We start from the raw sequence: 22,875 nt of genomic DNA, 5'->3' as shown, positions 1-22,875 counted from the left end.
CAACATGTCCAAAATCAATCAAATACTCCAACAATCTGAAGGCCGCAAACTTGAGTTTAAAAAAGAAATCACCTCGGGTTTGGATATTGCCAAAACAGCCATAGCATTTGCCAATGATGCAGGCGGAACAATGTACATCGGAATTCAGGATACTCCCCGTCAGGTTACCGGAATTGATGAAGACCTTTTATTAAAAACGGAAGAAAAGATCAGCAGCATCATTCATGATTTGTGCGAACCGGTAATTCTCCCGGAGATATCCTTTTTACGCCATGAAGGCAAATCAATCATACAAGTAGTCATATTTAAGGGTAGCGCACCACCTTATCACCTTAAACAGTCAACCATTGAAGAAGGCACGTATATTCGAGTTGGCTCGAGCAATCGTCTGGCTTCCAAAGAAATCATTGAAGAACTCAAGCGGCAAAGGAAAAATATTTCCTTCGACAGTGAACTGGTTTTTACCAAAACCATTGATCAGGTCAACATAACTTCGTTTAAAGAATTTTTTCTGGAAAAAACGGGTGAAGAACTTACACGCCAGGTTTTAAGGAAACTGGACCTTTTCCGCACCGAACAAAATAAAAATCTTCCAACCAACGCGTTGATACTTCTGTAGGATGATGAGTTGCGAACGCAACTTTTCCCTTATGCAAAGGTTGAATGTGCAAGGTTCAAGGGAACTGAGCCTGGAAATTTTATTGACCAGAAAACCATCAGTGTGGGCCTTGCTTTACAGCCAGAGGAAGCCTATAAGTTCGTACTCCGTCACATTTCAGAAGGCTCCACCGACTATTCGGGTGTTTACAGGAACAACCGATGGGAATATCCGGTAATTGCCATACGTGAGGTAATCCGTAATGCAGTGATCCACCGGGATTACGCGCTCACCGGAAAGGATATTAAAATTGCCATTTTTGACGACAAGATCGAAATTACCAGCCTGGGAACCCTGCCACCTACGGTTGATTTCAATGAAATGCTTTCCGGGCAATCTGACATCAGAAATAAGGTGTTGGCGCCGGTATTCAAACGTCTGGGAATTATTGAGCAATGGGGTAATGGTTTAAAGCTGATAGCAAATGAATTACAGCAATATCCTGAAATAGAGTTTCAGTGGAAAGAGCCTGGATTGTCTTTTCGGGTGGTATTCCTAAAGAAAAACTACCAGCAGGAGCAGGAGTTGCAGCAGGAGTTACAGCAGGAGTTACAGCACGAGTTACAGCACGAGTTGCAGCACGAGTTACAGCAGGAGTTACAGCACGAGTTGCAGCACGAGTTACAGCACGAGTTACAGCACGAGTCTTTATATGGGAAAGTACTGAAGCTGATCAAGGAAAGAACCTCGTCAACAAAAGAAATTTCTGAAGCGCTTGGACAGAAATCAATATCAGGGCAACTGAAGAAAGTATTGACAAAGCTGCAAACGGACCAATTGGTCGAGTGGACTGAACCCGAGGCCAAAAGCTCCAGACAGAAACACAGGATTACGCCAAAGGGGTTAGTGTTTTTGAAGTTGTTGGATGAGGGCAGGAGATTGTAAGTTTGCCGGTAAGCTTTTCTCAATTATTTGAAATGAGGGCGAGCCAATGTAATAGTTGAGCATAACCAAATATCCAATCAGCTTGTAACCGTTAGTTAAACTTAGGTCTGAAGTGATAACAAGAAGAGAAGCGGAGTTTAGTTGAAAACAAGATTCAGATTGCCTGCCTTTTACAACGAACAATGGGTGGCAATTGAGAAAATTCTCAGAGGTGAGAAGATATTGCTGATAGCAAAGACAGGGTTTGGCAAGTCGCTTTGTTTTCAATTTCCTGCTACAATTTTTCAGGGAACGACGGTTGTGTTTTCTCCGTTAATCGCTTTGATGCGCGACCAGGTTAAAAGGTTGAATGCACTTGGTATTGCAGCCAGTTGCATCAACTATGAGCAAGAACCTGAGGATAATTTAAATGCAATTGAAGAAGCAAAACGAGGCAGATTAAAGATCCTGTACATATCACCTGAAAGACAGGAAAACAGTGAATGGATTGAAGCGGTGCATCAAATAAAAATTTCAATGGTCGTTGTAGATGAAGCGCATTGCATTTCAGTTTGGGGACACGATTTCCGACCTGCATTCAAAAGAATTGTCGATCTGGTAAAGCTTCTGCCCAGAGGAGTGCCGGTGCTGGCAACCACCGCAACAGCCACCAAAAGAGTTGAAAGAGATATTGTTTCACAAATTGGCAGCGACATTTCCGTTATACGGGGTGAATTATTGAGAACAAACCTCAAACTGTTTGTTGTAAAAGTAAGTTCAGAGGATGAAAAGCTCATCTGGCTTGGCATGAACCTTAAAAGCTTGCCAGGAACAGGTGTCTTATATGCAGGAACAAGAGTAGGTACTGAAATTTACGCAAATTGGTTCAATTTTCTCGGAATTTCATCGACTGCTTACAATGCAGGCATGGACAAAGATTCAATAGTTGATATTGAAAACGGGTTGATGAACAATAGGTGGAAATGTGTTACTGCGACCAATGCACTTGGGATGGGAATTGACAAACCAGATATCAGGTTCATTATCCACACCCAGATTCCCCAATCTCCGATTCATTATTATCAGGAAATTGGCAGGGCTGGTCGCGACGGAAGGCCGGCATACATCATTCTGTTCTACAGTCCGGAAGATAGAAAACTGCCTGAAGCATTTATCGAAGGAGGAAGGCCTTCCCTGGATAAGTATCAGAGAGTGATCGAAGCAATAAAAAACGAATTGTTGGGAGAAAGGGAGTTAATAAAAAAAACGAATTTGAAACAAACACAGCTGAGGGTTATCAAAGCCGACCTGATGGAGCAAGGCATCATACGTGAGGTATACATTGGTAGGAACAAGAAATACGAATACATTCCTGATTCTATGCCCCTCAACACCAGAGCATTTGATGAATTACGGAAAGCAAAACTTGCAGAACTGAAAGACATGATTGCTTATGTGGATACAAAAGGATCGCGTATGAAATATCTTTGTGATTATCTGGGCGATTCTACCAAAACGTCTTTCAACAATTGCGACAACACAGGAGAAAGGAAAATTACTGTGTCTGTAACCTCAGCGTGGATTGAAAAACTTCAGGTATTCAGGGAAAATTATTTTCCTGAACTAGAAGTCGAGTCAAGAAATTCTAATCTCATTAACGGAGTTGCTGCCTCATATTATGGGTTTTCGAATGTGGGTGCGGCATTGCATCGCTCGAAATACGAAAATGGAGGCGATTTTCCTGATTTTCTCCTGAAACTGTTTTTAAAGGCTTTCCGTAAAAAATTTGGAAATGAAAAATTTGACCTGATTCTTTACGTGCCGCCTACATCATCTGGAAATTTAGTTAAGAACTTTGCCACCAAGGTTTCGCAGGTAGTCGGCATCCCTATCTCCCATGGGCTTGTCAAAACCCGCACAACCAAAGAGCAAAAAGTCTTTGAGAACAGTTATCTAAAAGCCGACAACATCAAAGATGCATTTACACTGAAAAATCCATCGGAAGTTAATGGGAAAATAATCTTGCTGATTGATGATATTTTTGATAGCGGTGCAACTGTGAAAGAAATAGGAAGGTTATTAACTGGATATGGAGCAAAAAAAATTGCACCTGTAGTTATTGCCAAAACCGTTGGAGGAGACTTGCTATGAAAAAAGAAGAGGCAACTTATTGGATTACCCTGGCCCACCTGCAGGGGTGGAAATATCTATCTATAAATCAACTCATTATCAGGTTTTATCACGAAAATAAGCTGACCATTGAAGAATTCTTCCATTTAAAGGCAGAAGATTGGAAGGAAAAATATCAACTGGACGACAGGCAAATTTTGGATTTAACCCAGGCAAAGGAACAATTGGCAAGCAATGCCTTTCTGGCAGAATCGCTTCTCAATCAGGGATATGAAATAATACCCATCACCGCTCCCGATTATTCTAAAACCTTAAAAACCAATCTGAAAGTTGCTCAAGCCCCTTGTGTAATTTATGTAAAGGGGAACAAACACATTCTCAATGAGAAATCGATTGCCATTGTGGGTTCAAGGGCTGCATCAGATTCAGCGTTAAAATTCACTGATAACATCGTAAAATCGGCCGTAAACGAACATAAAATAATTGTGAGCGGCTTTGCGAAAGGAGTGGACAAACAGGCACTGGATTCGGCTCTAACCTACGGTGGTCGCAGTATTATTGTTCTGCCACAGGGGATAATGACCTTTGTAACGGGCTTTAAAAATTATTACAGGCAAATAATCAGCGGAGATGTGCTGGTATTGAGTACATTTTTCCCTAAAGCACCCTGGCGTGTTGAGCTTGCCATGGCGCGCAACCCGATTATTTACGGACTGTCCGAGGAAATTTATGTGGCCGAGTCGTCAGAAAAAGGAGGCACGTGGTCGGGAGTAATCGACGGCCTAAGGAAAGGAAGAATAATCTACATCAGAAATCCTGAACCCGGCGAGAAGAATGCCAATCATCTGCTGATTCAAATGGGAGCCATACCGGTTGATTTCGATGGAAAAGAATTGGCAAAGGCCTACACCAGTGAACAAAAGACCGGGCAGGCAGCAAATGTCAATGAGCCTATGCATTACGATTCGTCAGAAGAAAAAATTCGTACGGCATTAAGCGGCAGATCACTCAGTGCACAGGAGCTAATTGAAAAACTTTGTCTTAACTGGTCAGTACGAAAAATGAGTAATTTTCTTAACCAGCTTGATTTCATTGAAAAAGAAAAGTTGAAAGGGAAAAATTATTACAGAATAAAAAGAACACGCAGTGCGGTGCAGAAGACGCTCTTTGATTAGCTTGCCTTAAAGCCTCCAACTGATTTCAATAGGATAACAGTCCGATTTTTCTTGATCTCAACCAACTCTCTGAGGTATCTCTCTGTGCCCCTCCGTGTCCTCCGTGGTTAATAAAATCTCTCTGTGCCCCTCCGTGTCCTCTGTGGTTAGAAAAAAAAATCACCACAGAGAACACAGAGATACACGGAGAAAACACTCTGTGCCCCTACGTGCCCTCTGTGGTAAAAAATCTCTGTGGCCCTCCGTGTCCTCTGTGGTAAAAAATCTCTCTGTGCCCCTCCGTGTCCTCTGTGGTTAGAAAAAAATTCACCACAGAGAACACAGAGATACACGGAGAAAACTCTCTGTGCACCTCCGTGCCCTCTGTGGTTAGAAAAAGAATTCACCACAGAGAACACAGAGATACACGGAGAAAACACTCTGTGCCCCTCCGTGCCCTCTGTGGTAAAAAATCTCTCTGTGCCCCTCTGTGCCCTCTGTGGTTAGAAAAAAATTCACCACAGAGAACACAGAGATACACGGAGAAAACACTCTGTGGCCCTCCGTGCCCTCTGTGGTGAAAATCTCTCCGTGCCCCTCTGTGTCCTCGGTGGTGAAAAATCTCTCTGTGCCCCTCCGTGCCCTCTGTGGTAAAAAATCTCTCCGTGCCCCTCTGTGCCCTCTGTGGTGAAAAACTCTCTGTGCCCCTCCGTGTCCTCTGTGGTAAAAAAATCTCTGTGCCCCTCCGTGCCCTCTGTGGTGAAAAATTTAACTCTATCCCTTTTATCCGACTAAATTTTAAAATCGCCATTTTACCCGGACATTATGGTTAATTGGCATAGGTTTTAGGACTTGACAAAACCAAAAATTCCTACTTTCGGGGAATTGCTGACCACCATGTCCACCGTAATTCACATCTTCAGGCATACTGCAGGTCGGTTTCCCAGTCGGCTGGCCGTTTCGGGAAGCGGTCGTTCGCTCAGCTTTTCGCAATTTGACAGTCTTACCGATCAGCTAGCACATTTCCTTTTGAAGCTTGGGCTGGAGCGCGGGCAGCTGGTGTGCATCCTGCTCGACAGAACAACAGATTATCTTGTGGCCGTGTTCGGGGTGCTCAAAGCCGGAGGAGCCTACGTCCCGGTGGATGCTTCCCAGGGTGCGCAACGGATACAGCAAATCCTTGACGACTGCAAGGCAAGAATCCTCGTCGGTCCGGATGAGGGATTGCCTCAGGGAGTGCATTTTGAGGGTACCTATGTGTCGCAGGCCATGCTGGCCCAACTTCCTGAGCTGCCAAAAGGTTTCGCATTACCCGAGCTCACTGCCGACGCCCCTGCCTATGTCATATTTACCAGCGGCACCACTGGCAGGCCGAAAGGGGTGGTCATCACCCATCAAAACCTGATGACTCAGGTGGATGCCTACCAACAGCTCTGTCCGGTGAACGAAAACGACCGCACACTCATCAACGCACCTTTCAGCTTTGATGTGTCGGTGCACGAGATATTTACCACCCTCATCTGGGGTGCGGAAGTGGAAATTCTCGGCAAGGGAAAGATTACCGATATACCTTCCCTGGTTCAACACCTCACCGAAGGTCCGGTCACCATAATGTATCTGCCTCCGCAGGTGGTTGAGGTGTTCGCTTCCTACCTCCACCGGCACCACATCATCTTGCCGCTGCGCCGGCTGCTCGTGGGTGTGGAACCTATCCGACAGTCAGTGCTCGAACGCATCCGTCAGCATATGCCCAACGGCATGATTATCAATGGTTATGGTCCTACGGAGGCCACGGTTTCGGCAACGGCGGAAATATTTACCGGCATTCGTTCCGATAGGGAAATTGTGTCCATAGGCACGGCCCTGCCAGGCTATACTGTGCTATTGCTCGACGAAGCCTTGCAGCCAGTAGCCGATGGCAGCATCGGACAGATTGCAATTGGCGGCAGAGGCGTTTCGCCGGGCTACCTCAATGATCCCGAACTCACTTCACGGAAGTTTGTGAAAGGTATCCTGCCCCATGCACCCGAAGAGAGGTTTTATCTCACAGGCGACCTGGCATTCAGGCTGCCCGATGGCAATATAGAGTTTGTGGGGCGCAGCGATTTTCAGGTGAAGATTCGCGGCCACAGGGTGGAACTGGGCGAGATAGATGCCGCATTGATGTCTGTGCCTCAGGTGCTTAAGGCGATAACTGTAGTCGTGGAACCTGAACCCGGCCTTAAACAGCTGGTTGCTTTTTACCTGGCAGACGGTCAGCCCGATGGATTGAAGGCACAACTCGCTTTGCGCCTGCCGGAATATATGATTCCAGCTCTCTTGGTACGTCTCGAACAATTTCCTGTGAATGCATCAGGCAAAACCGATCGTGAGGCGCTCGTGAGGCTGGCAAAAGAAAAACTTTTGGAAACCCATGCCGCCAGCCAGGCCGAACCCACCGACTTGCTGGAGAAGATCTACCGGAAAAATCTGCCTGCCTCAACCTTCGATGCCGATTTGCCCTATTACCAGCTTGGTGGCGACTCGATAGGCGTCATGGTGCTGCTGATCGACCTGTACGAAAATTTTGGCCTACAACTCCCTCCCGAATGGTTAAGCAGCCAGGGAAGTCTAAATGCCTTGCGCAAGCTGATCCATGAATCAGATATACAGGCAAATAGATCTCAAACGCCCATCCTCTGCGAAGATAGCGCTGCCGGTCGGGATCAAAAATGTTTTCCGGTTACACCTGCACAGCAAGCGCTTTACTTTTTGCACCGGATTGACGGTCTCGAGTGTGCCCACAACATTTTTCTGCGCATCGAAATCAAAGGGGAGGTACGGTCTGATGTCATCCACCAGGCCGTATCGGCAATTGTCGGGGAACATGATATCCTCAGGGCAGCAATGCAGCTTGAGAAAGGAAAACTGTGTTGGAAAATTCTTCCGGAACTTCAAGTTGAAATTGAAGGTATATCTCCCGCTCCTGGACAGCGCATCGATGATTTGGAATTCCAACTGAGCCGGCATGTCTTCAAGCTCGGCGAGGCGCCACTATGGCGCATGCACCTGCTCGAGCTCAATGCAGCGCATAAGATTCTGTATTTCAACATTCACCACAGCATTTTCGACGGCTGGTCGGCAGGGCTGTTTATTAACAGCCTGAAAAACAAATGCAACGCTTTGGTGCATGAGGTCAAGGCTGTTGCCGTCCGGTCGTTCTCCTTCGAAAGTTTCGTCCGTTACCAGGCGCAACAAGTGAGCAGCGGAGCCTGGGACAGTGATATAAACTATTGGAGAAAGGTTTTTGAAGAACTGCCTCAACCATTATTCCGGCTCGAATCCAGGCTTCCCGACTTCAGCCGGGGAAGAAGGCATAGCTGGAAGATGCCTCTGCTAACAGTCGAAAAACTAAAGTTGTACGCCAGGACAAACCATACCACATTGTTTGTGACCTTGCTGGCGCCATTCATGCTCAGTCTGTTCAAAAAAACCGGCAAAGGCAGGGGCATGGTTGCCACGGTGTATGCCAACCGTCAGTTGCCGCCCTTCGACCGCATGATCGGGTATTTCACCAATGTGGTTGCGATCGGTGGGCATTCCGGGAAGCATATGACAATCAGGGAGTTTGTGCACCGCCTGACCATCACCTGCAACGAAGCCTTCGCCCACGCAAGGTATCCGTACGACCTGTTGATCAAGAAGTGTGGACTGGCGCATAGTTTTGATCACAATCCTGTTTACCAGTGTTTTTTCATTTTTCAAAACTGGATGCCGGCCTTGCTGGAAGACAAGCTACCGAAGGCTGAAACCTTTCTGAGCACATTCGGAAATGGGGAAGATGCCTCCGCACATAATTGTGCCATTGCATTTGAAGAGCTTGGCAGCCATACGGCCAAAGCCTTGCTTACAATGGATTGCACCCTGCACAAGGATGCCCTGGAATGTTGGTTGGAATACCCGGTTAATTTGTTTTCTGAGGCTGAGATTGGTTTGCTGGCCGAAAGCTACAACCAATTGCTGGAGCTCATGTTGAGCAATTCGGAAACCATGCTTTCGGAGCTCGGCCCAGGCGAAGCGCTCACACATGATTACGTTCATGCTCCAGCTTTAAAACTGCCCCAGGCCTCCTTTCTTACCGGTCTTTTCAGGGAACCCTACCCGGCAGCCATCTGCCAGATTTCGGTTGATTCACTTCCGGCCGGGTTAAGGGATGCTTCCCCGAGGGCGCGCCTGATATCCTTATTATGCTTGTTTGCCGGCCGGATTTCGAACTCGACCACCTTCTCATTTCCTGTAACCATACAAACTAAGCAGGGCACTGACCCAATTCAGACGTGGCTCCACATTTCTATAGAGGGCGAAGATGCTTTTACTGTTCAATGGTTAAAATGCATCCGGCAAATTGAAAAACAAATTGGGTTACCGGATAATATACCGGTTGATGCGACTGTCTCTCGGTCAGGAGGCGATTCTAAGGATGAAAATCAGATAGATGAAACCTGCCCGTTGCACATCTTTGTCGATTGTGCTGCAGGCATTCCTGGGGAGGGTGAATTGCTTTCTTTTGGCCTTGACTCAACCACAAACACACTGTTTTTCAGTGGTTTTGACAGCGAAGAATCAGACTATTTTACAGGTAGTAAGCTCAAAGAATCTTTCAGAACGTTTCTCAAAGCCGGCCTAAGTAATGACAGACCACTGAATCAACTAAGTATTCTTCCTGATGAGGAACTTTCGGCGCTAAAACAGGTCTGCAACGAAGCTACGGCTGCAAGTGCGATGGATTTGCCATCGGTTACGGAACTATTCCAAAAGTGTGTGGTTAAATACCCCGACAAACCGGCCCTGGTGGAGGGTGAAACCGTGCTGACCTATGCGGAGCTCGATGATCTGATCCATCGCATTCGTGCTGCTTTGGATAGAGAAAGTACAGGAAATCAGAAAGTTGTGGGCATACTTGCCAGTCGCTCTGTTTGGTATATTGCCGGATTGATGGCGGTGCTTTCGAGCGGAAGGGCTTTTGTGCCCATTGATGCAAATTGGCCGGAAAGTCGCATCGAAGAAATTCTTTCCGACGCCCGACCGTCCGTGCTACTTGTTGTGGAAGATCTATCGGTCAAGCCGATCTTTTCCTCGGTCAGGATTTTGAATATCAAGACTTTGTCGCAGTTCAAGCCAGGCGACACTTCTCCAGCCGGGCCAAAACGCTCCGATGCGGCATACATCATCTACACCTCAGGCACCACAGGGCGGCCCAAAGGTGTGCTGATCAGCCACGGGGCGCTGGCCGCTTTTACCCAAAGCGCCATCCAACGCTATGAAATCGTCCCAACGGATGTGATCCTGCAGTTTGCATCTCTCACTTTCGACGCCGCTGTCGAAGAGATCTTTTGCGCTCTTGGTGCCGGGGCCACACTCGTGCTCCGCAACGATGAGATGATGACCAACGCCAAAACATTTGCAGATTTTCTGGCAAAACACCAGATCACGGTGCTCGATCTGCCAACTGCGTTCTGGGCGCAGATGACCCGAGCAATGATTGAGGCTCAGCTATATTTTCCCGCTCACCTGCGTTTGGTCATCATCGGCGGCGAAAAAGCTTCCTGGCCCGCTGCGGAAGCCTGGAAGGAGCATTTCGGAAACAGTCCGGAACTCATCAACACCTACGGCCCGACCGAAACCACCGTAGTCGTTGCAAGTTGTAAGCTCAGCGAAAACAAAGCCAAAGATGATTTTGCCATAGGATATCCCCTGGGAAAGAACTGCCTGGTGGTGCTCGACAATCAGCATCAGGTGCTCCCGGATGGTTTTGTGGGTGAGCTCGGAGTGATTGGTCCCCAACTGGCAGACGAATACCTCAACAAACCTGAAACAACGGCCGAAAAGTTTGTGACTTTGCAGACGGATTTTGCTTCGGATGTGCGCTGTTATCTCACCGGCGATCTTGTGCTGAGGAATAAATACGGCCAGCTGATCTACAAGGGTCGGAAAGACAGGCAGTTGAAAATCAGGGGCTACAGAATTGAACCGGAAGAGATAGATGCGGCAGCCAGAAGACTCCCAGGAATTTTTGACGCCTTTACCACCCTTGCCAGACTGCACGGAAAACCTGTGCTGACAACCTACGTCAAAGTAAAAGAGCCGGAGAATTTTGATGGCCAGTCCTTGCTTCGTCATCTGCATGGCATGTTGCCCGATTATATGTGTCCTGCCGCGGTGGTGCCATTGCACGATTTTCCGCTAACCCGGAACCTGAAGATCGACGAACATGCCCTGCCACTTCCGGAACTGCCCGATGAAGCTTATGCCGTGCCAGCACAAAGCTACACACCCATCCAGGCCATTGTGGTGGAGACCTATTCCAAGATATTGAATGTTAGCAAGATATTCCTGGAATCAAATTTTTTCAGGCTCGGAGGCGACTCACTTCAGGTATTGGCCTGTATTTCCGAGCTCTCAAAGCAGACCGGTGTAAATCTGAGCATCGGTGAATTTTATCAGAACCCCTCTGTTGCGCAGCTTGCTGAACTTATCGAAGCCAAAAAACAAAGCCTTAACCTTGGTATGGTTCAGCTGCCGCCTGGCATGGTCTGTCTGCAGCATAAAGCTGATGATACCGTGCCAGTGGTTACGGTTTTCCTCGACAGGGGCAACCTTTATCTCCCGGAACTTTTGCCGGATAGAGCCATTTATACCTTTCTTCCGGAGGGATCGGACGGGGAGCAAATACAAAGGACGAACGTACATTCGATGGCAGAATTCTATGCAAGCCATCTCATCAACCACCTGAAATACAGTCGTTTTATCCTGATCGGGTATTCATTCGGCGGTCTTGTAGCTGCCGAAATGGCATCGATCCTGGTGCGTCAGGGAATCAGGATTGAACGCTTGATTTTGATTGACACTCCTGCCCCCTGGGTTTGGCGTGAACTTTATCATCCGGTCGCAGGTTTGAGGAAACACATCAACCTGTTTAGCAAACGGCTTCGCCTGTGTATCTACCTGTTTTTCAATAAGCCTTTGCCTGAAAAGTACCGGAATTTTTACATCCGATGGACGTGGTATAAAGCTGCCCGAAACCATATTCCCCAGGCTCCTCGAAAACCAGTCAGGCTGCAACTCGTTGTGGCAGTCCAGAATGAATTCGATCTTCCAGATCTGGGATGGGATAGAGAGAAAGGGTTCCAGCCTCAAATCATCAAAATCTGGGGCAACCACCACGACCTGGTGCGCAACAGGGTGCTCTTCACCGAAATCGTAAGACAAACCGCCCTTGACGCAGAAAGCTGACCAATGCATACCAGGCGGCAATCCGGTAGCCCCGATAGGGGCGGTAAATCGCTAGCCCCGATAGGGGCGGCAAATCGGTAGCCCCGATAGGGGCGATATATCGGTAGCCCCGTTAGGGGCGGCATCGGTAGCCCCGTTAGGGGCGATATATCGGTAGCCCCGTTAGGGGCGATATATCGGTAGCCCCGATAGGGGCGGCATCGGTAGCCCCGATAGGGGCGGTATATCGGTAGCCCCGTTAGGGGCGATATATCGGTAGCCCCGATAGGGGCGGTATAACGGTAGCCCCGATAGGGGCGGTATATCGGTAGCCCCGTTAGGGGCGATATATCGGTAGCCCCGATAGGTGCGGTATATCGGTAGCCCCGATAGGGGCGGTATAACGGTAACCCCGATAGGGGCGGCAAATCGGTAGCCCCGATAGGGGCGGTATATCGGTAGCCCCGATAGGGGCGGCAAATCGGTAGCCCCGATAGGGGCGATATATCGGTAGCCCCGATAGGGGCGGTATAACGGTAGCCCCGATAGGGGCGATATATCGGTAGCCCCGATAGGGGCGGTATAACGGTAGCCCCGATAGGGGCGGCATCGGTAGCCCCGATAGGGGCGATATATCGGTAGCCCCGATAGGGGCGGCAAATCGGTAGCCCCGATAGAGGCGGTATATCGGTAGCCCCGATAGGGGCGGTATAACGGCAGCCCCGTTAGGGGCGGCATCGGTAGCCCCGTTAGGGGCGGCAAATCGGTAGCCCCGTTAGGGGCGATATATCGGTAGCCCCGATAGGGGCGGTATAACGGTAGCCCCGATAGGGGCGGCAAATCGGTAGCCCCGTTAGGAGCGGTAGATCGGTAGCCCCGTTAGGGGCGGTATAACGGTAGCCCCGATAGGGGCGATATATCGGTAGCCCCGATAGGGGCGGTATAACGGTAGCCCCGTTAGGGGCGGCAAATCGGTAGCCCCGTTAGGGGCGGCAAATCGGTAGCCCCGATAGGGGCGGTATATCGGTAGCCCAGATAGGGGCGGCATCGGTAGCCCCGATAGGGGCGATATATCGGTAGCCCCGTTAGGGGCGATATATCGGTAGCCCCGATAGGGGCGGTATATCGGTAGCCCCGATAGGGGCGGTATATCGGTAGCCCCGATAGGGGCGGCATATCGTTAATCCCATCGTCGACCCACACGTCATAAATCGCCCCATTTTCATTGCCAAAAAAAAATTTTATCCAAAAAAAATTATATTCGTAGCGCGCAACCAGTTGAAATTTACAAATTACAAAAATCGAACACCATGTCGAACACCTATACCCAAATCCACATTCATGCTGTTTTTGCTGTCAAAGACAGGCGAAGCCTCATCAGGAGAGGATGGAAAGACGATTTATACAAATATATCACCGCCATTGTGCAAAGCAATAATCACAAAATGTTGGCTATCAATGGAATGCCTGATCATCTGCATATTCTTTTCGGTCTTCGCCCAACACAATCATTATCGGATTTGATTCGGGAAATCAAGTCAAGCTCATCCAAATGGATCAACGAAAAGGGATTTGTAACGGGCAGATTTTCATGGCAGGAAGGCTTTGGAGCTTTTTCCTATGCAAAGAAGGACTTGCAGACGGTTATCAATTACATTGAAAATCAGGAGAAACATCACGCTCGTAGGTCGTTTCGGGAGGAATATCTGGATTTTCTTCGGGATTTTGAGGTTACATATGATGAACGATATTTGTTTCAACCCATCGAGGTGGACTATAAGCTTTTTCAGTAAGTATTCTGGCCATCTGGGGTTGTGATTTTTTGTGTGAACAGCAAGTCCGGTCACGATGGAAAATATTTTGCCAATCGGGGCAGACTGTATCACGCCCGCCCCATGGGAGCGACAAAACGAGTCATCCCAAAAAATTCATAAGTCTCTGTAAACCAGATTATAGATGCACTTTCACCCTGGCCTGAGGGTAAGGCTCCATGCGCAGCAAATTTCCTGTTCAGGTAAGAAAGGTGCTTATTCCCCTCTCTCCCCGATCATCCCGGGTCGTCTTTTTCTGGTGCGCTCGATGGCCTGTTGCAGCCGCCATTCGCTGATGCGCTTGTCGTTGCCGCTGAGCAACACCTCCGGCACTTCCCAACCTTTGTAGTTGCGCGGACGGGTATAGACAGGTGGCGAAACAAGCCCGTCCTGAAACGAATCCGAAAGCGCTGAGGTCTCGTCGCCCAGCACCCCAGGCAGCAGTCTGACGATGCTGTCGGTGAGTACAGCTGCAGCCAGCTCACCCCCCGACAACACATAATCCCCAATGGAAATTTCCATAGTAACCAGGTGTTCACGCACGCGCTCGTCTATCCCTTTGTAATGGCCGCAGAGGAGGATGAGGTTTTTACGTAACGAGAGGGTGTTGCACAGGCCCTGGTTGAGCAACACGCCATCAGGACTCATATAGATGACTTCGTCGTAATTGCGCAGCGACCTGAGGTGACTGATGCACCGGTCGATAGGTTCCACCATCATCACCATACCGGCTCCGCCGCCAAAAGGGTAGTCGTCCACCTTGTGGTGCTTATCGGTGGTGTAGTCGCGAAGGTTGTGCAAGCTGATGTTAACCAGACCTTTATGTATTGCCCTTTTGATGATGCTCTCGCTGAAGGGGCCATCAAACATTTCGGGGAATATGGTGATGATGTCGATATGCATCATTGATACCAGTAGGTTTTTATGTTTACAAATTCTTTGATACCAGCTTCGCCCAGTTCGCGCCCGAAGCCGGAGTTTTTGATGCCGCCAAAGGGCAGTCGCGGATCGGACTTTACCAGGCTGTTTACAAATACGCTTCCGGTTTGAAGGCGCATGGCCACATGTTGTGCCAGATCCTGATCGCTGGTCCAGACCGAGGCGCCCAGGCCATAGGGACTCGCATTTGCCAGTGCGATGGCTTCGTTGGTGCTGCCAAACCGGCTCAGACACATCACCGGGCCAAAGGTTTCTTCGTCCCACAGCCGCATGCCAGGCCGCACATTTTCGACCAATGTAGGCATGAAGATATTCGGGTAATCCGGAAAGGTACGTCCGCCAAAGCTCAGCTTTGCTCCGGCCGAGAGGGTCTGAGAGAGCTGTTCGGTGAGTGTCAGCATCAGATCGGGACGGGCCATGGGACCTATCTCAGTATGTTCGTCCATAGGATTGCCGGGTTGCAGGGCCTGAAGAAGTTCGAGCTGCTGTTGCACAAATGCGTCATATATGTCCTCGTGAACCAGGAAGCGTTTGGCAGCTATGCACACCTGACCGGCATTGAGCATGCGCGAACGCATGCCGGTGGTGCAGGCATCGCCAAGCTCGGCATCCGGAAACACAATAAAGGCATCCGATCCACCCAGTTCCAGTGCAACCTTTTTCAGATGCCTGCCTGCCAGTGCAGCCACGCTTCGTCCGGCCCGCTCGCTTCCGGTGATGCTCACCCCGCGCACTGCAGCGTGTGCAATGACCATTTCGGTATGCTCAACATCCATAACAAGTTGCGATACAACGCCTTGCGGGAATCCTGCAGCGGCAAATGCCTCCGTTATTGCACGCCCGCAGCCGGTGACATTGGGCGCATGCTTGAACAAAACCGTATTGCCTGCCATCAGGGCCGGGACGGCAAAACGCATCACCTGCCAGAACGGGAAGTTCCATGGCATGATGGCAAACAACACCCCAAGGGGTTCGTATCGCACCACCGTCCGACGTGCCTCGGTGTCCACCTGCCTGTCCCTGAGATAGTCTGCCGAGTTCCGGGCAAAGTGGCTGCATAGCCAGGCACATTTGGCTACCTCTGTCCGCGCCTCGCGTATGGGTTTGCCCATCTCGGCGGTGATGATGCGGGCATATTTTTCCTTGTCCTGCTCCAACAGCTCACCCAGTCGCTCCATGAAAACCGATCTCCGCGACAGCTCCATGTCCGACCAGACAGCAAAAGCCTTGTCGGTTTCTGCGATCCGGTCAGCAATTTCAGCTTCGCTCATCGGAGGGTATTCGGCTATCAGGCTGCCATCGAAGGGGTTGATGCTTTTCATTGCGGCCGTCTTTTGGCTGCAAAGTAACGAAAACTTGCCGGCCAGAGGTCAGCGTTCCATTTGAGCTACTTTTGAACGCACAAAAACTTAGCATTGCATGCCCAGACAATCTACACTCGCAACGCTGGCCGGATTGCTCATCATTGCTATTCAGGCTGTTGGCCAGACAACAAGCTATCCGCTGCCGCGCAACTGGCAGCAAGCCCTGGCCAAAGGTACCCGAACCACCACCGGTGAACCCGGACCCAATTACTGGCAAAACCATGCCCGGTATCAGTTTGACGTGTCTGTTTCGGTGAAAAAGCGGCTGCTGAAAGGGCAGGGGACCATCACCTATTTCAACCAAAGTCCGGATACCCTCGACAGGCTGGTATTTAACCTTTATCAGGATATCTTCCGCATGGGCAACAGCCGCGACTGGGACGTTGGCACGCCAGACCTGCACAGCGGAACAACAATCAACTCCTTGCAATGGGATGGGGTAACCATCAATCCGAACGACCAGACCAAAGTAAACCGCCTGGGTACCAAGCTGGTACTTCGTACCGGCCGGAAGGTTTTTCCCGGCGATTCCACCGTGGTATCCATCAGCTGGGAAGTGCCTATCCCTGCCACGCGTACCATCCGCATGGGCAAGTACAGCGATTCGGTGGTTTTTGTGGCTTATTGGTATCCGCAAGTAGCTGTGTATGACGACATTGATGGCTGGGACATGATCAGCTACGGAGGCAGTGTAGAGTTTTACAACGATTTCAACGACTACCTTATTAATATTAAAGTGCCAAAAGGATACGTAGCCTGGGCAACCGGACTGATCCAAAACAGGACGGAGGTATTTTCGGACCTCATCCTGGCCAGGCTTCATCAGGCTGAAAGCTCAACGGAAGTGGTGCGCGTGATCGATGTAGCTGATTACAGGAAAAAGCAGGTGTTCCGCAAACATGCCCCGCAGGTATTTCGCTTCGAAGCACGGCATGTGCCTGATTTCAGTTTTGGACTGGGGCATGGACTGGTTTGGGATGCAGTGGCCGTTTCGACGGATGCAGATGGAAACCATATTCTTGCCTCGGCAGTCTATCCGGCTGGCGCCAGGCATTGGAATAAGGTGGCCTATTTCAGTCAGTTAAGCATCGAATACATGTCGAAACAAATGCCGGGCATCCCGTTTCCCTATCCTCACATGACCACCATGCATAACGGTAAGGCTGCAGGCGGGATGGAGACACCCATGATGGCCATCAACGGGGCACCTTCGCAGGAGCAGGGCAATTTCAGCCTCACCTTCCACGAAATCGCGCATACCTATATGCCGTTTTATATGGGAACCAACGAAAAGAAATACGCCTGGATGGATGAGGGCTGGGCTACACTCTGGCCGCACAAGCTCACCGACAGCCTCTATCCTTCAAACAACTACATTGCGCAGCTCATCCGGGGCTACGAAAACCAGGCCGGAACAGAAAACGATTTGCCTCCTATGGTTCCTAACCAGTTTATGGCAGCCAATTATCCGAGCCTGCGCCTGGCCAGCTATGTGCGACCAGCTCTGGCCTATTACTTCCTCGAGCAAACCCTTGGAAGCGGGTTGTTTAGAAAAGCCTTGCAACACTATATGCATACCTGGAACGGCAAACATCCTATTCCGTTGGACTTTTTTGCAGCTTTTGAAAAAGTGGCCGACCAGGACCTGAGCTGGTTTTTTATGCCATGGTTCTATCAGTCGGCCTATGCCGACCTCGCTTTGCGCAAAATCACACCCGCAAACGAAGTGGTGGTTGAAAATTCCGGAGGACTGCCTCTTCCTGTGCACATTACCGTTACATTTGCCGACGACACCACAGAGGATATCGTTCGGGATGCCCGGGTTTGGCAAAATGGCACTACGCTCCTGTTGCCTATCAGCAGCAACAAACCGGTACGTGAGGTGAAACTGGGCAATCCCCTGATACCCGATGTGAACAAAAAAGACAACATATTGATTTACATTGATTAAAGCCTTGAACATATGCGGAAGATATTCACCTTAATTCTGATGCTGGCCATGCTTGGCCTGGAAGCCCAGATTGCACCCAACACTTATTATGTACAATTTACCGACAAAGCCGGCTCTCCATACAGCATCGACAATCCGGGGGCATTTCTCACACCACGGGCCATTCAGCGCAGAATCAGGCAGAATATCCCCATTTCGGAGAACGACCTGCCGGTCAACCCGCAGTACCTGAGCGGTGTTGCCGCCACGGGTGCCACCATCCTTTTCCCAACCAAATGGCTCAATGGGGTCACGATTCAAACCTCGAGCCAGTCTGTGCTGAATGCCATCGCTGCGCTGCCCTACGTGTTGAGCATCAAGATGTTGACAGAGGAACCTATGAAGCATGAGCTCAAAAAGAAGCTTTTTGACGAAGGCGTCGAAATTATGGACGCTGCACAACCTGCTTTGCCAAAAAGTGGCTCAGGACTCTATGACTATGGTACAGGTTTTAATCAGATCAACCAGATCAATGGCATTCCGTTGCATGCCAACGGGTTTCGTGGCGAAGGCATGGTCATCGCCCTGCTCGACGGTGGATTCACCGGGGTGGATACCCACATTGCCTTCGACAGCATCCGCAACAACGGTCAGATTCTCGGTACAAAAGACTTTACCCTCCCCGGCGGAAATGTGTATTCCGAGAGCACGCACGGAACAGCGGTATTGAGCACCATTGCGTCAAACAGACCTGGCCAGCTCATTGGCACTGCTCCCAAAGCATCGTTCTGGCTGCTCAAGTCAGAATATGTTTTCAGCGAGCACCTGATCGAAGAATACAATTGGGTTTCAGCGGCTGAGTTTGCCGACAGTGTGGGGGTGGACATCATCAATTCGTCGCTTGGCTATATTGATTTCGACTGGCCGCAGTGGAACCACGACTACACCCATATGAACGGACAGACAGCCATCGTTACCATCGGGGCCGACATTGCTGCTTCCAAAGGAATTCTGGTGGTGAACAGTGCCGGCAACTCCGGCAGCAACAGCAGCTTCCCATACATAGGTGCGCCAGCCGACGGTTTCAATGTGTTTTCAATAGGTGCGGTGAATGCATCCGGTCAGCGCGCTTCGTTCAGCAGCATCGGGCCTACTTACGACGGTCGCATCAAACCCGATGTGATGGCACAAGGGCAGGGTACCGCCCTGGCCGGATCGAACAACAACTTCACCTTTGGCAACGGCACATCGTTCTCCTCGCCAATCATTGCGGGCATGTCGGCCTGCCTCTGGCAGATGAAACCAAATTTCACCAACCTTCAGATCAAACAAGCCATTATGCAAAGCGGGAGCACTGCCTCCAATCCTTCCTATACCTTTGGCTATGGCATCCCCGATTTTGTGGCAGCCGCCGACTGGCTTACTTCCATCGACACCGGCCTGCACGAAGCAAGGCTCATGCTTGTCTATCCCAACCCGTTCAGCCACAATCTGCAGATCCGCCTTTTCGAACTGCGCCCGCTCAACATTGTGCTAACCGACCTGTACGGCCGCCGGATACTTTCGATGACCATCACTGACGTGAACAAAGACCAACTCACCTCGCGGCTTGCACAACTGAAGGCTGGCACCTACCTCCTCCAGGCCTCCGGTCCTGATGGCCACCAGCAGATCAGGCTGATCAAAACACGTTAGTTTTAAATTCAGCCTTTTTTAAAAGAAATGCTTTGGGTTTACAACCCCTGTATTTCTTTAAAAGTATTTGGTTAATAATGTTTTACGTTTTTCGCAGAAGAAGTATTCCTCTCTGAGAATCGCATAAAAACGTTCAGTCCGGGTAAGACACAGAAATTTTGAAACCAGTAAGGGATGAGGGCTTGGTCAGATGAGTCCGTTCCTGAACGCGTACCTCACCAGGGCTGCTGTGTTGTTCAGGTCGAGTTTGCGCATCAGGTTGGTGCGGTGGGTATCCACGGTGCGGTGGCTGATGCCAAGTTTGTCAGCAATTTCTTTGTTGGAGAAACCCCCGGCGATAAGTTTTAAGATCTCAGTCTCGCGTTCGGTCAACAGTCCCACGTGAACCTCCTGTGGAATTTCATTTGCCAGCGCATTCGGCATCTTACCCGATGAAGCAAAGCTAAAGCTGGTCTGGCCGGCAATCACCTTGTTCAGGCAATCGAAAAAGCTTGTCCGGTCGGAATCTTTTGGCAGGTAGCCTTTTGCGCCAAGATTTACAAAACGACGCACAATGGCTTGTTCGTTGTGCATTGTCAGTATAACCACCTTAAGGTCAGGGTATTGTTCTTTTATCAGGCGCATGGTTTCGAAGCCGTTGAGCACAGGCATGTCCACGTCGAGCAACACAAGGTCGGGTGTTACCAGGCGCAGGGTGTCGAGCAGCTCCCTTCCGTTGCTTGTGGTGGTGATGACCTGCCAGCCCGGTTCGGTGTGGATGAGGCTACGCAGGCCGTCGCTCACAATGGCATGATCGTCGCAAATGATGACCTTTGGCATCTTCTAAGAAATTGGTATTCTTACAGTTGCAGTTAATCCACTCTCCGGACTCGGCTCCATGATAAACTCTCCGTGCAGGTTTTTGAGCCTGGTTGCGATATTGAGCAAACCGATGCCCTTATCCGTTTTATCTCCGGCGAGGCCGTGTCCGTTATCCTCAACAAAGAGTATCAGATAGTTTTGATTTTGAACAAGTTGCACGCTTACTTTGGTGGCTCCGGAATGCTTGATGATGTTGTTGATCAGTTCCTGGCAGATCCTGTAGAGGCTGATTTCAATCTTTTCCGGGTAACGGTCCTTGAGGCCAAAGTGCTCAAACACACATTCGATATTGCTGAATTTGAATGACTTATCGAGCATATCGCTGATTGCCGGAACCAAACCTTCCTCCTGCAATATCCTGGGCATCATGCGGTGCGAAATCCCTCTGACCTCTGTAATAGTTTGATCAACTACATCGGTAATCTCATTGATATTATGTAAGTTATAGCCATGTTGTTCAACCTGTGATTTAAGTGCCGACAAGCCCAGTTTAATCCCTGAGAGTAGTTGGCCAACTCCGTCGTGGAGTTCCTTCGCCAGTTCTTTTCGCTCGTTTTCCTGCACCTCGACAAGCGCTGAGAGGTGCGCATCGCGCTGCCGGATCAGCTCAAGGTGATGTTTTTCAGCTTGTCTGGCCTGTTGCCTGCGATAAAGCATGAAGGCGATCAAGGCTCCAAAAACGGTCAGGAAGATCAGTGCGAGCCTTTCGGAGCGCTGTTGTTGTATGGTTAGCTCATTGAATAGCTTTTCTGATTTAAGTTGCTCAATTTCACGGTCTTTCTGCAGGTCGTCGTATCTCGCCTTTATTTCGGCCAATTGCTTCGACGCTGCCTCATTGTACACCGAATCCTGCGCATTGCGGGCAAGCCGATACATCTCGAGGGCTTTACGATAGTCGCCACGGGCTTCGTACAAACGTGTGAGTCCGCTGTAAACTTTATTCAGCAAATCGTACGAATTATACTGTTCTGCAATGCTTTGTGCCCTTTCAAAATGCATCAGGGCACTGTCCCACTGCTTCAGCCCGATATGCATTGCCGCAATGTTCAGACGCGTGATGGCCGAACCTATCAGGTCGCCGGTTTGCTCGTCGATGGTGATGGCTTCGCGGAAGTATTCCAGTGCCGTTTGAGGTTCGTTCCTGTTGGCATATAGCTCGCCAATATTGCTGAGCGCTACCGACAATCCTTCGGGGATGTCATATTCTTTGGCTTTGGCATATGCCCGGTTGTAATATTTCAAGGCATCATCGTATTGACCCAATGCTTCATATATCGTCCCTAAATTGTTTAAAGTCATTACAATACCTTTCTTTAGTCCCAGCTCTGTAACCAGGGCGTTGGCCTTTTGGTAGGCTTCGAGTGCAAGCCTGTAGTCGCCAAGGTTTTTGTAAACAATCCCTATGTCGTTGTAATTGGTGGCAAGGGCAGCCTTGTTATTCAGCGAATCGTTGATTTTTAACGACTTAAGATGGTATTCGAGGGACCTGGCAAAATCCCCTTTGTTTTTGTAAATAGCTCCGGCAAACCGGTAGGCCTGCGAACGCGCATCAGGCATTGATCTGGCAAAGCTTTGTCTTTCAACCTCATCAATCCATCTGAGGGCTTCTTCGGGCATGCTCCGGTAATGCCTTGCTACGGCCTGAAGGAGGTAATCCACCTGAAGGCTGTCGGGTCGCTGCCTGGCCGATTCAATAAGGGTATCCCTGGCCGATATGAGGCCATCAAAGGGCAGAAGGGCAACAGCAATCGCCAGCCATATTACACTTAACGGAGATGAGCCCATTTGATTTTTGATTCATAACAAAGGTAATCAATATCAGCAGTTGTAGGTAAAGTTCTTCGCAGCTTCAGGAAAAGTGCTCAAAATACAACAGTGTTATATGTGTAAACATATTTATAAAAATAAACAACCTATCATCTAACATACAGTAAAACATTACAATATACATATGTAACATTTAGAATTTAGCTACTGATACAAATGTAAATCATGCTAATATAGTATATTTTTCAAAAATCCTTTAAAATAATAGTTAAAACACACGAAATCAGCCAAATTAAATAGGTTATATGTATTATTTGTTAAAACTATGGAAAGCTGATCAGCAAAAAATGTCACTACATTAGATTAGATAATAAACTATTGAATAACAATGATATAAAAAGTATTATTTAGACAAAAGCTCAATTCAGATAGGTAATATGCGTTAGGTTAC

The 22,875-nt window shown here is 49.2% G+C and carries 10 protein-coding genes and 1 pseudogene; 7 read left to right on the top strand and 4 right to left on the bottom strand.

Translation table 11 applies throughout. The features are described from left to right. The first annotated feature begins 4 nt into the window (after positions 1–4). The 5 genes and pseudogenes from IPM52_03360 to tnpA all read left to right on the top strand — a co-directional run bounded on the left by IPM52_03360 (position 5) and on the right by tnpA (position 13,850). Positions 5–1,543, top strand: a pseudogene (locus IPM52_03360) (putative DNA binding domain-containing protein). 141 nt (positions 1,544–1,684) lie between these two features. Beyond that, positions 1,685–3,673 carry a RecQ family ATP-dependent DNA helicase gene (locus IPM52_03355; GenBank protein MBK9290657.1) on the top strand — a complete coding sequence of 663 codons (1,989 nt, stop codon included), beginning with the start codon at positions 1,685–1,687 and terminating at the stop codon, positions 3,671–3,673. Beyond that, positions 3,670–4,827 carry a DNA-processing protein DprA gene (locus IPM52_03350; protein ID MBK9290656.1) on the top strand — a complete coding sequence of 386 codons (1,158 nt, stop codon included), beginning with the start codon at positions 3,670–3,672 and terminating at the stop codon, positions 4,825–4,827. The genes IPM52_03355 and IPM52_03350 overlap by 4 nt, the downstream gene beginning before the upstream one ends. Before the next feature lie 876 nt (positions 4,828–5,703). Then, the gene (locus tag IPM52_03345; GenBank protein MBK9290655.1) at positions 5,704–12,078 is read left to right on the top strand and encodes an amino acid adenylation domain-containing protein; all 6,375 of its coding nucleotides are present in this window, start codon (positions 5,704–5,706) and stop codon (positions 12,076–12,078) included. 1,289 nt (positions 12,079–13,367) lie between these two features. Next, a complete protein-coding gene (gene tnpA / locus IPM52_03340; GenBank protein MBK9290654.1) occupies positions 13,368–13,850 on the top strand; it encodes an IS200/IS605 family transposase in 483 nt (160 codons plus the stop codon). A gap of 234 nt (positions 13,851–14,084) precedes the next feature. Here tnpA and trmD read toward each other — a convergent pair whose 3' ends face one another. Together trmD and IPM52_03330 are read right to left on the bottom strand one after the other, a co-directional pair. Next, positions 14,085–14,771, bottom strand: a complete 687-nt coding sequence (trmD, locus tag IPM52_03335) for a tRNA (guanosine(37)-N1)-methyltransferase TrmD (protein MBK9290653.1) — start codon at positions 14,769–14,771, stop codon at positions 14,085–14,087. Beyond that, positions 14,771–16,129 (bottom strand): NAD-dependent succinate-semialdehyde dehydrogenase, encoded by a 1,359-nt coding sequence (locus IPM52_03330; protein MBK9290652.1) that lies wholly within the window; start codon positions 16,127–16,129, stop codon positions 14,771–14,773. Before IPM52_03330 ends, trmD begins: the two co-directional genes overlap by 1 nt. A gap of 97 nt (positions 16,130–16,226) precedes the next feature. Here IPM52_03330 and IPM52_03325 point away from each other — a divergent pair, with 97 nt between their 5' ends. Continuing rightward, on the top strand, positions 16,227–18,122 hold the full coding sequence (locus IPM52_03325; GenBank protein ID MBK9290651.1) for a M1 family metallopeptidase: 1,896 nt from the start codon (positions 16,227–16,229) through the stop codon (positions 18,120–18,122). Positions 18,123–18,134: 12 nt separating this feature from the next. Then, on the top strand, positions 18,135–19,796 hold the full coding sequence (locus tag IPM52_03320; protein MBK9290650.1) for a S8 family serine peptidase: 1,662 nt from the start codon (positions 18,135–18,137) through the stop codon (positions 19,794–19,796). A 186-nt stretch (positions 19,797–19,982) separates the two neighbouring features. On the opposite strand, the gene IPM52_03315 is transcribed toward IPM52_03320, so the two are convergent. Both IPM52_03315 and IPM52_03310 read right to left on the bottom strand, forming a co-directional pair. Next, positions 19,983–20,615: a response regulator transcription factor gene (locus tag IPM52_03315; GenBank protein ID MBK9290649.1), complete on the bottom strand. Its 633-nt coding sequence runs from the start codon at positions 20,613–20,615 to the stop codon at positions 19,983–19,985. A 3-nt stretch (positions 20,616–20,618) separates the two neighbouring features. Continuing rightward, the gene (locus IPM52_03310; protein ID MBK9290648.1) at positions 20,619–22,442 is read right to left on the bottom strand and encodes a sensor histidine kinase; all 1,824 of its coding nucleotides are present in this window, start codon (positions 22,440–22,442) and stop codon (positions 20,619–20,621) included. Between the last annotated feature and the right edge of the window lie 433 nt (positions 22,443–22,875).

This window comes from Bacteroidota bacterium (assembly GCA_016715945.1).
GTDB lineage: Bacteria > Bacteroidota > Bacteroidia > Bacteroidales > F082 > JALNZU01.
The sequence above is the reverse complement of the archived record's forward strand: the minus strand, read 5'-3'. Positions and strand labels throughout refer to the sequence as shown.

Bases quoted from the DNA above. Each gene is read 5' to 3' on its own strand.
- IPM52_03350 (MBK9290656.1), top strand. From the start codon at position 3,670: ATGAAAAAAGAAGAGGCAACTTATTGGATTACCCTGGCCCACCTGCAG.
- IPM52_03345 (MBK9290655.1), top strand. From the start codon at position 5,704: ATGTCCACCGTAATTCACATCTTCAGGCATACTGCAGGTCGGTTTCCC.
- tnpA (MBK9290654.1), top strand. From the start codon at position 13,368: ATGTCGAACACCTATACCCAAATCCACATTCATGCTGTTTTTGCTGTC.
- trmD (MBK9290653.1), bottom strand. From the start codon at position 14,771: ATGCATATCGACATCATCACCATATTCCCCGAAATGTTTGATGGCCCC.
- IPM52_03330 (MBK9290652.1), bottom strand. From the start codon at position 16,129: ATGAAAAGCATCAACCCCTTCGATGGCAGCCTGATAGCCGAATACCCT.
- IPM52_03325 (MBK9290651.1), top strand. From the start codon at position 16,227: ATGCCCAGACAATCTACACTCGCAACGCTGGCCGGATTGCTCATCATT.
- IPM52_03320 (MBK9290650.1), top strand. From the start codon at position 18,135: ATGCGGAAGATATTCACCTTAATTCTGATGCTGGCCATGCTTGGCCTG.
- IPM52_03315 (MBK9290649.1), bottom strand. From the start codon at position 20,615: ATGCCAAAGGTCATCATTTGCGACGATCATGCCATTGTGAGCGACGGC.
- IPM52_03310 (MBK9290648.1), bottom strand. From the start codon at position 22,442: ATGGGCTCATCTCCGTTAAGTGTAATATGGCTGGCGATTGCTGTTGCC.